The sequence below is a fragment of the Streptomyces sp. NPDC007808 genome, from assembly GCF_042868655.1.
Lineage (GTDB): Bacteria > Actinomycetota > Actinomycetes > Streptomycetales > Streptomycetaceae > Streptomyces.
Genome location: NZ_JBIAEQ010000001.1, coordinates 977,080 through 986,898, shown reverse-complemented (window position 1 = coordinate 986,898; position 9,819 = coordinate 977,080). Strand labels below are relative to the sequence as shown.

At 73.3% G+C, this 9,819-nt stretch carries 9 protein-coding genes and 1 pseudogene; 6 read left to right on the top strand and 4 right to left on the bottom strand.

Annotation, left to right across the window (positions count from 1 at the left end; all coding sequences use genetic code 11):
• Positions 1 to 40 precede the first annotated feature (40 nt).
• A complete protein-coding gene (locus ACFYNL_RS04380) occupies positions 41 to 1,015 on the bottom strand; it encodes a TauD/TfdA dioxygenase family protein (protein ID WP_388796188.1) in 975 nt (324 codons plus the stop codon).
• Between the two features lie 445 nt (positions 1,016 to 1,460).
• On the opposite strand from ACFYNL_RS04380, the gene ACFYNL_RS04375 reads away from it, so the two are divergent.
• On the top strand, positions 1,461 to 2,072 hold the full coding sequence (locus ACFYNL_RS04375; protein ID WP_388796185.1) for a DNA polymerase ligase N-terminal domain-containing protein: 612 nt from the start codon (positions 1,461 to 1,463) through the stop codon (positions 2,070 to 2,072).
• Positions 2,073 to 2,263: 191 nt separating this feature from the next.
• Entirely contained in the window at positions 2,264 to 2,698 is a 435-nt protein-coding gene (locus ACFYNL_RS04370) for a cupin domain-containing protein (protein WP_388796182.1), read from the top strand.
• 18 nt (positions 2,699 to 2,716) lie between these two features.
• Here the strand turns inward: ACFYNL_RS04370 and ACFYNL_RS04365 are convergent, their stop codons facing one another.
• The 3 genes from ACFYNL_RS04365 to ACFYNL_RS04355 all read right to left on the bottom strand — a co-directional run bounded on the left by ACFYNL_RS04365 (position 2,717) and on the right by ACFYNL_RS04355 (position 6,016).
• On the bottom strand, positions 2,717 to 5,071 hold the full coding sequence (locus tag ACFYNL_RS04365) for a SpoIIE family protein phosphatase (protein WP_388796179.1): 2,355 nt from the start codon (positions 5,069 to 5,071) through the stop codon (positions 2,717 to 2,719).
• A gap of 109 nt (positions 5,072 to 5,180) precedes the next feature.
• Positions 5,181 to 5,639, bottom strand: a complete 459-nt coding sequence (locus ACFYNL_RS04360; protein WP_388796176.1) for a peroxiredoxin — start codon at positions 5,637 to 5,639, stop codon at positions 5,181 to 5,183.
• Positions 5,636 to 6,016, bottom strand: a complete 381-nt coding sequence (locus tag ACFYNL_RS04355; protein WP_388796173.1) for a DoxX family protein — start codon at positions 6,014 to 6,016, stop codon at positions 5,636 to 5,638. The genes ACFYNL_RS04360 and ACFYNL_RS04355 overlap by 4 nt, the downstream gene beginning before the upstream one ends.
• An 88-nt stretch (positions 6,017 to 6,104) precedes the next feature.
• On the opposite strand from ACFYNL_RS04355, the pseudogene ACFYNL_RS04350 reads away from it, so the two are divergent.
• The 4 genes and pseudogenes from ACFYNL_RS04350 to ACFYNL_RS04335 all read left to right on the top strand — a co-directional run.
• A pseudogene (locus ACFYNL_RS04350) lies at positions 6,105 to 6,569 on the top strand (response regulator); the annotation flags it as partial.
• Between the two features lie 74 nt (positions 6,570 to 6,643).
• Entirely contained in the window at positions 6,644 to 7,624 is a 981-nt protein-coding gene (locus ACFYNL_RS04345) for an ATP-dependent DNA ligase (RefSeq protein WP_388796170.1), read from the top strand.
• Between the two features lie 141 nt (positions 7,625 to 7,765).
• A complete protein-coding gene (locus ACFYNL_RS04340) occupies positions 7,766 to 8,542 on the top strand; it encodes an NPP1 family protein (RefSeq protein ID WP_388796167.1) in 777 nt (258 codons plus the stop codon).
• Positions 8,543 to 8,641: 99 nt separating this feature from the next.
• A complete protein-coding gene (locus ACFYNL_RS04335) occupies positions 8,642 to 9,658 on the top strand; it encodes a questin oxidase family protein (protein WP_388796164.1) in 1,017 nt (338 codons plus the stop codon).
• Positions 9,659 to 9,819 lie beyond the last annotated feature (161 nt).

Sequence of the window (9,819 nt, the reverse complement as noted above, 5' to 3'; positions counted from 1 at the left end):
CCGCCCACCGCGCGGCCGCGCCCGACGGACCGGCCCTCCGCTACCAGCGCCCCGCTGCGGTCCCGGTGATCGGCTCGGAAGGCTTGCCGTCCACGCCGACCGGCACGTCACCGGCGAGCATCACCCGGTGCATGATCCGGGGGTGGCCGAGGTGGGCGTTGTCGCTCGGGGCGAGGTGGATGGTGGCACGGTTGTCCCAGAAGGCCACGCTGCCGGGCTCCCAGCGGAAGCGGACCGTGTACTCGGGCCGTACGGCCTGCTCCAAGAGCATGTCGAGGATCGCGCGGCTCTCGGCCCGCGAGAGGTCTGCGATCTGCTCGACGTAGTAGCCGTTGACGTACAACACGCGTTCCCCCGTCTCCGGATGGACGCGTACCAGCGGATGCAACGAGGCGACCTGGTGGTCCAGGAGATGGCGGACGTACGCGTCGTCGCCGGGCCTCGGCTGGTAGCCGACGCCCAGACGGTGCTCGGCCCGCAGCCCGTCCACGAACTCCCGCACGGGGCCCGACAGTCCGGCGTACGCGGCCGCCAGGTTCGACCAGGTGGTGTCGCCGCCGTACGGGGGCACGGTCTCGGCGCGCAGGATCGTCGCGGCGGGCGGGTCGAGGCGCGCGCCGTGGTCGCAGTGCCAGCCGCGCAGCAGGGTGTGGCGGCGCCGCCGCAGCCACTCGTCGTGCTCCATGCCGAACTTCCCGCCCAGCTCCAGCCGGTCGGCGGTGGTCTCGACCTCGGGCACCCCCGCCGGTGAGGCGCTGCCCCGCTTGCCCAGCACCACCGGCTCGCCGAACCGGCGCGCGAACGCCACATGCCCGGCGTGGTCCAGCCGCTGCCCACGGAAGAACACGACCTTCCAGCGCAGCACCGCCTGCCGGATCGCGGCGACCACGGCGTCGTCCAGCTCCCCGGCCAGGTCGACGCCCGTGACCTCCGCGCCGATGTGCCCGGCGACCGGTTTCACCTCGATTCCCGCGATGTGGTCCGTCCCGTCGGCGGGGGCCCTGTCCGTCGTCATGCGCGCTCCGTCGGTCGTCCGCACCGGCTCCGGTCGGAGCCGGTCCCAGGGTGATCGTGGCAGGTTCGGTGCACATGGCGACAGCGCCCCGGCGCACCCGGCTGCCGAAGGACCTTCGGTGCACCGGTGGTCCCGGGACCGTCAGCTCGTCGACCGCCCCGCTCCGCGGCGCGCCGGTCGCCCCGCCACCCCCTTCGACACCGCGCCCACCGGATCGGGCACGGAGCGACCGCACCCGAGTACCGCTCCCGCCGGGCCGGTTCGCCGTGTGCCGCCCCCGCTCGCGCAGCACCCCTCGTCCGCGATGAGCCTCACCGGCCGAGCCGGGGAGCGGCGGGCGACCGATGAGGCGCACGCGGAGTTCTGACGCGCGTCGCGGGCGTCCCGGCGGGTACTCGGGTCCAGGCGGGAAGGGCCTCGCGGTGCCCGCGTGAAGGAGGCGTTCATGAGCGGGAAGGACCGACTGCGCGAATATCATGGCAAACGGGACTTCGGGCGGACCCGCGAGCCGGAGGGAAGCACGGCGGCCCCCGGCGAGGAGCCTCGGTTCGTCGTGCAGATCCATGACGCCCGCACCCTGCACTTCGACTTCCGGCTCCAGGTGGACGACGTGCTCAAGTCCTGGTCGGTGCCGAAGGGCCCCTCCGGCGATCCCAGCGACAAGCGGCTCGCCATGCCCACCGAGGACCATCCGCTGGAGTACGAGGAGTTCGAGGGCGTGATCCCCCAGGGCGAGTACGGCGGCGGCACGGTGATCGTCTGGGACAACGGCACGTACGAGCCGTTGTCCCACGACCGCAAAGGCCGGCCCGTCGACTTCGGTGAGTCCCTGGAGCGCGGACACGCCACGTTCCGGCTGAACGGCTCGAAGCTGCACGGCGAGTACGCGCTCACCCGGATCCGCGACGGACGGGACGGCGACCGGGAGGCATGGCTGCTGGTGAAGGCCGGCAGGGGGCGGGCGCGCGGGCACGGCACCCCCGACCCGTACCGGGCCCGCTCGGTGCGGACCGGCCGTACCCTCGCCCAGGTCGCCGCCGACGGCGACGAAGGGTGACGGTGGCGACCAGGTTTGCGGATCGGCAGGTGTGCGGCCCCGGCCGTGCGGGTGGGCGGCACGCGCTGCTCTCCCGCTCGGGGCTGCGGTCGCGTCCCTGAATTCGGCGGATGTTGTCGTTCCGCCCTCAACCACCCGTGCCGGCCTCTATGTTCACGGCGACAGCAGCTCCCGTCCCAGGAGGCCCTCGTATGCGCCCCGCGCTCCGCATCGCCGTCACCGGCGCCGTGGCAGCCGCCACCGTCCTGGTCACCGGTCCGGCCCAGGCCACTGCGCCCGGCCCCGGCGTCACGGCACGCACGATCAGTCAGAAGACCGTCGGGGACACCGACTACATACTTCGCGAGGTCACCATTCCGCCCGGCCAGGCCACCGGCTGGCACTACCACGACGGACCCCTGTACGCCTTCACCCGGCAGGGCACGCTGAGCCACTACGACTCCACCTGCGTGTCCGACGGTGTCTACCCGAAGGGCAGCTTCATCCAGGAACCCGCGGGCCCCGGCAACGTGCACATCGGCCGCAACGAGGGCGGCACGCCGGTGGTCCTCGACGTGCTGTACGTGCTGCCGCACGGCGCGCCGTTCTCCCAGGACGCGCCGAACCCCGGCTGCCCGTTCGAGTGACCGGCCCGTCGGCGGGGCTCATGTCGGCGGCAGCGGCTGCTCGGCCCAGATCGTCTTGCCGCTGCCGGTCTGCCGGCTGCCCCAGCGCTGGGTGAGCTGGGCGACGAGCAGCAGTCCCCGGCCGCCCTCGTCGTAGGCGTGGGCCCGGCGCAGGTGCGGGGAGGTGGCGCTGCCGTCGGACACCTCGCAGATGAGAGTGCGGTCGCGGATCAGACGGAGCTGGATGGGCGGTGCGCCGTACCGGATGGCGTTGGTGACGAGTTCGCTGACGACGAGTTCGGTGACGAAGGCCGCCTCGTCCAGCCCCCATTCGGTCAGCTGCTCCGTCGCGGCCTGACGGGTGGCCGCCACGTGCTCGGGGTCCGGCCGTACGTCCCAGGTGGCGATGCGGTCCGCGCCCAGGGCCCGGGTGCGGGCCAGCAGCAGGGCCACGTCGTCACCGGGGTCTTCAGGCAGCACGGCCTTCAGGACGCTGTCGCACAGGGCGTCGAGGCTCTCGGCGGGCGCGGTCAGCGCGCGGCACAGTTCACCGGTCGCGTGGTCGATGTCGCGGTCGCGGTCCTCGATGAGGCCGTCCGTGTACAGGGCGACCAGGGAGTTCTCCGGCAGCTCCACCTCCACCGCCTCGAAGGGCAGCCCTCCGACGCCGAGCGGGGGCCCGGCGCTCAGCTCGATGACCTGGGTGGTTCCGTCGGGCAGCACGAGGACCGGCGGCGGGTGGCCTGCCGCGGCCAGGGCGAGACGCCGCGTGACGGGGTCGTAGACGGAGTACAGGCAGGTGGCGCCCAGCTCGGCCACCTCGTTGGTGTCGTCCCCGGCGAGGTGGGTGACGAGGTCGTCGAGGTGGGTGAGGAGCTCGTCGGGCGGCAGGTCCACGTCGGCGAGGGTGCGTACGGCCGTGCAGAGCCGGCCCATGGTGGCCGACGAGGGGATGCCGTGCCCCACGACGTCGCCGACGACGAGGGCGACGCGGCCGCCGGACAGCGGGATCACGTCGAACCAGTCGCCGCCTATGCCTGCCTGGGAACCGGAGGGCCGATAGCGGTGGGCCACCTCGACGGCGGCCTGTCCGGGCAGCCCGCGGGGCAGCAGGTTGTGCTGGAGGGTCAGCGCGGTGGTGCGTTCCCGTGCGAAGCGGCGGGCGTTGTCGACGCAGACCGCGGCCCGGCTGCCGAGTTCCTCGGCGAAGACGGCGTCGTCCGCGCCGTAGTCGTCGGGCTGCCCCATGCGTACGACCACCGCGACACCCAGCGTGGTGCCGCGGGCCCGCAGGGGCACCGCCATCATCGAGTGGGCGCCCACCCGGTACTGCCGGCCGGCCGGTGACCGGGCGTTGCGCTCCGCGACCCACCGCATGAACGCCGGCTCGCCCGCCTGGCTGTGGACCACGCGGCCCTCGAGGATCGCTCGGGCCGGCGGCGAGAACGGCGGGTAGTGGTCCAGTTCACCGAGGTGCACGGCGGCTTCCGGGGTGCCCTCGGTCGCCGATCCGTGGGCGATCCGGCGCAGCGCGACGTCCGTGCCGGCCAGCGCCGGGGGTTCCTCCGCTCCCAGCACCCAGTCGAACAGGTCCACACTGGCGAAGTCGGCGAACCGGGGCACCACGACCTCGATCAGTTCCTCGGCGGTGCGCACCACGTCCAGGGTGGTGCCGATGCCGGCCGCCGCCTCGTTCAGCAGGGCCAGCCGTTGCCGGGCCCAGTACTGCTCGGTGCTGTCGAACGCGGCCAGCGCGGTCCCGACCAGCCGGCCGGAGGAGTCCCGCACGGGCCACATGTCGGTGGTCCAGGAGTGCTCCCGGTTCAGGGCCGGTGCCCCCGCGTAGCTCTCGTAGCGCAGCGGCGCTCCGGTCTGCGCGACCTGGCGCAGATGCCACAGGAAGCCCCGGCTGTGCTCCTCGTTCCCCACCGTCTCCGGGAAGTGGCGGCCGAGCAGGACGGCCTCCGGTACGCCCATGACCTTGCAGGCCGCTTCGTTGAGGCGCAGATAGCGTTGCCCGGTGTCGAAGACGGACATGGACATGGACGCCTGCTGGAAGGCCAGCTCGGCGAGTGAGGGCTCGGCGCCGTCGGACGCAGAGGTGGTGATCACGTAGCCGCCCGGTGCGCCGTCCGCGCCCAGCAGCGCGCACGCCGTCACGGGCACGGCGACGGTGGAGCCGTCCTGGTGGCGCAGTACGGCGGTGCCGGTCAGGGCCGTCAGGGCTTCGGGGGGCGGTGCCTCGGCGAGCAGCTCCCGCGCGGGACGTCCCAGGGCATCCCCGGCTGTCAGGCCCGTGAGCCGCTGGGCGCCCTCGCTCCACCCGGTGACCGCACCCTGGGCATCGATGATCACCGCGGCGGGCTCCTGTGCCGCGGTGGAGACGTGCTCCATGCCGTCCAGGATGAGTCTTCCGGGGCACCTCATCAACCGCGGTGCCCCGGCGGTCGCGCCGAAGCCGCCCGACGGCGTGCGGATGCCGCCGGGCGGCCCGGGGGCGCGCTCACTTGCGCAGCGCGGCGAGGGCCCGGTCGGCGTGGGCGTTCATGCGCAGCTCGCTGCGGACGACCTCCAGGACCGTGCGGTCCTGCCCGATGACGAAGGTGACCCGCTTGGTGGGCGCCAGCGAGAAGCCGCGGGAGACGCCGAACCGCTCCCTCACCGTCCCGTCGGCGTCGGACAGCAGCGGCATGCCGAGCGTGTGCCGGTCGGCGAACTCCTGCTGGCGTTCGACCGCGTCGCCGCTGATGCCCACCGGGTGCGCGCCGACGGCGGCGAACTCGGTGGCGAGGTCACGGAAGTGGCAGGCCTGCGCGGTGCAGCCCGGCGTGAGGGCGGCCGGGTAGAAGAAGAGCACCACCGGTCCGGCGGCGAGCAGTTCGGACAGGCTGCGCACGGTGCCCGTCTCGTCCGGCAGTGCGAAGTCCTCGACCTTGTCGCCGACCTCCACTCGGGCGCTCATGACCGGCCCTGCGCGTTCCTGGCGACGCCCCGGGCCCACAGCACCAGGGGTACCTGCAGCGGCAGCCTGCTGAAGGCGGCGGCCTTCTGCCGGGCGGGGCGGTGGCGCCAGTCGGCGGCCATCTTCACGTTCGCGGGGAACACCCCGACGAAGAAGGCCGCCGTGGCGAGCGCGGCGGCCTTGCGGGTGCGGGGCAGCGCCAGACCGGCCGCGAGCGCGAGTTCGGCGGCGCCGCTGGCGTACGTCCAGGTCCGTGGCGTACCCGGCAGGACGCCGGGCACGATCGCGTCGAACTGTCGGGGAGCGGCGAAGTGGGCGACGCCCGCGGTGGCCAGCAGGCCGGCGAGCAGCAGGGGGGAGCGTTGGGACCGGGGCACGGTTCCTCCTTGGATGGCCTGCCGCCGGATGCTACCGGAGGGTAGATCACGGCTCGCCACCCGCCCAAGCCGTCATCGTCCCTGCTGTGCCTGTGCGGACATGGAGGTGGTCGGTGAGGCCGCCGACGGCGCCGAGGCCATCGATCTCGCCCGGGTCCATCGGCCCCACGTGGTCCTGATGGGCATGCGCATGCCGGGCACCGGCGGACCGGCCGCCACGTCCGCGATCTGTGCCGATCCCGGTCCGGCGGCGGTGCGGGTGCTGATCCTCACCACCTTCGAGATCGACGAGTACGTCGCACAGGCGTTGCGGGCCGGCGCCGGCGACTTCATGGGCAAGGACGTCACCGCGGACGTGCTGCTCGACGGCATCCGCACCGTGGCGGCCGGCGAGTCCCTGGTCTCCCCCGCCGCGACCCGCAGGCTGATCACACGGCGCACCCACGTCCACCGCGCCATGACGAAGCCCGGCGCCCGCGACCGCGCGCAACTCGTCGTGATGGCCTACCAGTCGGGGCTGGTACGGGCCGTACCGCCGAACGGGGGGCAGTGACGCCACGGCCGCCGTTCAGGGGAAAACGGCGGCGGGAGCGCGTGGCGAGGGGCGGGATCGTCGAGAACTGACCCGTGAGCCTGCCGCTGATCCCTCCCATGCTCGCCACGCCCGGCACCCTGCCGCCCGCCGCGCAGGACGCGCGCTGGGCGTACGAGACCAAGCAGGACGGCCAGCGCGCGGTGGTCTATGTAGAGGGGGACGGCAGCCTGCTGCTGCGCGCCCGTTCCGGCGAGGACATCACGGCCGCCTATCCGGAACTGCGTCCGCTGGGCGGCGCGCTCGGCGGCACGCCCGCCGTGCTCGACGGGGAGATCCTGGCGCTGGACGCCGAGGGGCGCGCCGACTTCCAACTGCTGCAATCCCGCATGGGCCTGGCGCACGCGCCCGCTCGGGCCGCGCGGATGGCGGCCCGGACCCCTGTCCATCTCGTGCTGTTCGACGTGATGCACCTGGCGGGCCGGTCCCTCGTCGCGCTGCCCTACAGCCGGCGCCGCGGGCGGCTGGAGGAGCTGGGCCTTGCCGGGCCGTACTGGTCGACGCCGTCCGCGCTGGTCGGGCACGGCGCCGAGGCCCTGCGGGCGACGCGCGAGCACGGTCTGGAGGGGCTCCTGTGCAAACGGCTGGACTCGGTGTACGAGCCCGGGGTGCGTTCCCGCGCCTGGATCAAGATCCGCAACATGGTCAGTGAGGACGTCATCGTCGGCGGCTGGCTGCCGGGCAAGGGACGGCTCACCGGCCTGCCGGGAGCGGTCCTGGTCGGCCAGCGCGCGGCGGGCCGGCTGCGGTACGTCGGCAGCGTGGGCACCGGCTGGAGCGAGGCCGAGCGGACGCATCTGGCCGAACTGCTGCGGGCGTCCGCGACGGACACCTGCCCCTTCGATCCCGCTCCGCGCGTGCCCGGCGCGCGCTGGGTGCTGCCCCGGCTGGTCGGGGAGGTCCGCTACAGCGTCCGCACCCGCTCCGGGCTGCTGCGCCAGCCGTCCTGGCTGCGGTTGAGGCCCGACCTCACACCCGAGGAGTCGGCGGCCGACCTGCCGGACACCCCACTGTGACACGGCGTCAGCCGCAAGTGTTGCGCTGATCGTTACCGGCGGTACGTCCGTGGCTCTTGGCACGGCAGGGAAAAGCCAGCATCCTGAACTGCCTTTCCCCCCATGACCGTTGGGCTGCGCCCGAATCAGGAGGAGGACGCAGTGTCGTCACCTACGTCCCGCATGCACCGCAGGAGATGGCTCACCGGGCTCACCGGTGCCGCCGTCCTGGTCGTCGCCTTCCCCGGCACCGCCTTCGCCGCCCCGCCGGGGGCACTGCCCGCCAACGCCGAGGCGGCAGAGAGGACGTACCAGCCGACGTACGACTACGACACCGACGGCTGTTACTCGACCCCCGCCATCGGCCCCGACGGAACCGTCAACGGCGGCCTCAAGCCCAGTGGTTCGCTCAGCGGCGACTGCCGGGACGCCTCGGACCTCGACAACACGAACGCGTACTCGCGCTACAAGTGCAACAACGGCTGGTGCGCCTACATGTACGACCTGTACTTCGAGAAGGACCAGGCACTGTCGGGCACCGGCATCGGCGGGCACCGGCACGACTGGGAGCACGTCGTGGTGTGGGTGCAGAACGGCCAGGTGCAGTACGTCTCGACGTCCAACCACGGCTCGTACACCGTGCACGCCGCCGCCAAGGTCCGCTTCGAGGGCACGCATCCGAAGATCGTCTACCACAAGGACGGCATCAGCACCCACTGCTTCCGCCTGGCCAACTCGAACGACGAACCGCCCGAGAACCACAAGAGAACCTGGCAGTACCCGCCACTGGTGGGCTGGAACGGCTACCCGGCGGGCGTGCGCGACAAGCTGGTCACCCACGACTTCGGCAGCGCCAACTTCGGTCTGAAGGACGGCAGTTTCCCGGGCAACCTGGCCTCGGCCAAGCCGTCCGGCATCCCCTTCGACCCCTACGCCTGACAGCGTCCCGGCTCGGGCTCGGGGCCTAGGACCGAGGGCACCCCCGGTTCCTCCCCGGGCCCGATCCGGTGATCGCCGGGCACGCATAGCGTCGACGGCATGGACACGCACGACACGAGCGGGCAGCTCGAAGAAGCCCTGGAACGACTCCACGCGTCCGGCCCCGAGCGGCTCGGCCGGCTTTCGAACCACGCCCCGATGGTCGTCGAGGCACTCGCGGCGAACGGACGGTCAGACGCCGTGCACCGGTGGCTCGACCGGTACGAGAGCAAGCTCGAGGAATTTCCGGACCGCGTGGCACCCGTGACCGAGGCCGACTGGCGCACGGCACTCGGTGACGTACGCCGCGCCGCGGACTGGACCGACCATTTCACCCGCGCCCTCGCCGAGCGGCCCTGGAGAAGCGTCCTCGCCGTATGGTGGCCGCGCCTGCTGCCCGGGCTGTACGGCGGCTCCACGCATCCGGTGATCCGGGTCGGCCACGCCGTGCGCGCCCTGCGGCACGGCGAGAACGCGCCCCGCGTCACCGAACTGGCCCACGCGCTCGGCTACTGGGCCGCCCGGCACCAGCCCGTCTCCGGTATCACCGCGCTGCCGGGTGCGCCGACCGCCGCCCGGTCGCTGGACGCCGTTCCCGCGGTCGAGGAGTCCGACGACGAGTTTCCGGCCCGTCTGGCCGCGGTGCGCCGACTGCCCGTCTGGGCCGGCGACGTGACCGACCCGGACACGGCCCGCGAGCGCCTCGCCGAGCTCGTCCGTGCCGCGACACACCGCTACGCCACCCACGGCCACGGCGAGGAGACCATGCTCGTGCACGCGGCGACCGCCCCCAACGCGGTGCTGCGGACGCTGGATTCACTGCCGCGCGAGCTGTGGGCGCCGAGCCTGCACGCCGCGTGGACGGCGTCCGCGGCGGTCACCGCGATGTACGCGCCGAAGGAACCCGTCGTCTACACCCCAGCGGCCCGGCTCACCGCCGAGGAGGTGCTGGAGCGGGCCCTCGCCCACGGCGACGAGCACGTCGTCAAGTTCACCGACACCGCACTGGACGTCGGCGACGAACCCGCCCTCACGGCCGCCCTGCGGGCGGTGGAGATCAGCCGGCCCCTGGCCTGAACAGGGCGTGGCGGCGGGCCGGTCCGTGGTGGCGGACGGGACGGCGAGGACGGCGAGGGGGCCCGGCGCCCCGGACCTGCACCCCTTCGAGTGGCGGCCGCCGTGCTCGGCCACCGGGGCGGGAGATCCGCCGGTACGGCGAAGGCGGCAGGGCGCGAGGG

Bases quoted from the DNA above. Each gene is read 5' to 3' on its own strand.
- ACFYNL_RS04365 (WP_388796179.1), bottom strand. From the start codon at position 5,071: ATGGAGCACGTCTCCACCGCGGCACAGGAGCCCGCCGCGGTGATCATC.
- ACFYNL_RS04375 (WP_388796185.1), top strand. From the start codon at position 1,461: ATGAGCGGGAAGGACCGACTGCGCGAATATCATGGCAAACGGGACTTC.
- ACFYNL_RS04360 (WP_388796176.1), bottom strand. From the start codon at position 5,639: ATGAGCGCCCGAGTGGAGGTCGGCGACAAGGTCGAGGACTTCGCACTG.
- ACFYNL_RS04370 (WP_388796182.1), top strand. From the start codon at position 2,264: ATGCGCCCCGCGCTCCGCATCGCCGTCACCGGCGCCGTGGCAGCCGCC.
- ACFYNL_RS04335 (WP_388796164.1), top strand. From the start codon at position 8,642: ATGGACACGCACGACACGAGCGGGCAGCTCGAAGAAGCCCTGGAACGA.
- ACFYNL_RS04380 (WP_388796188.1), bottom strand. From the start codon at position 1,015: ATGACGACGGACAGGGCCCCCGCCGACGGGACGGACCACATCGCGGGA.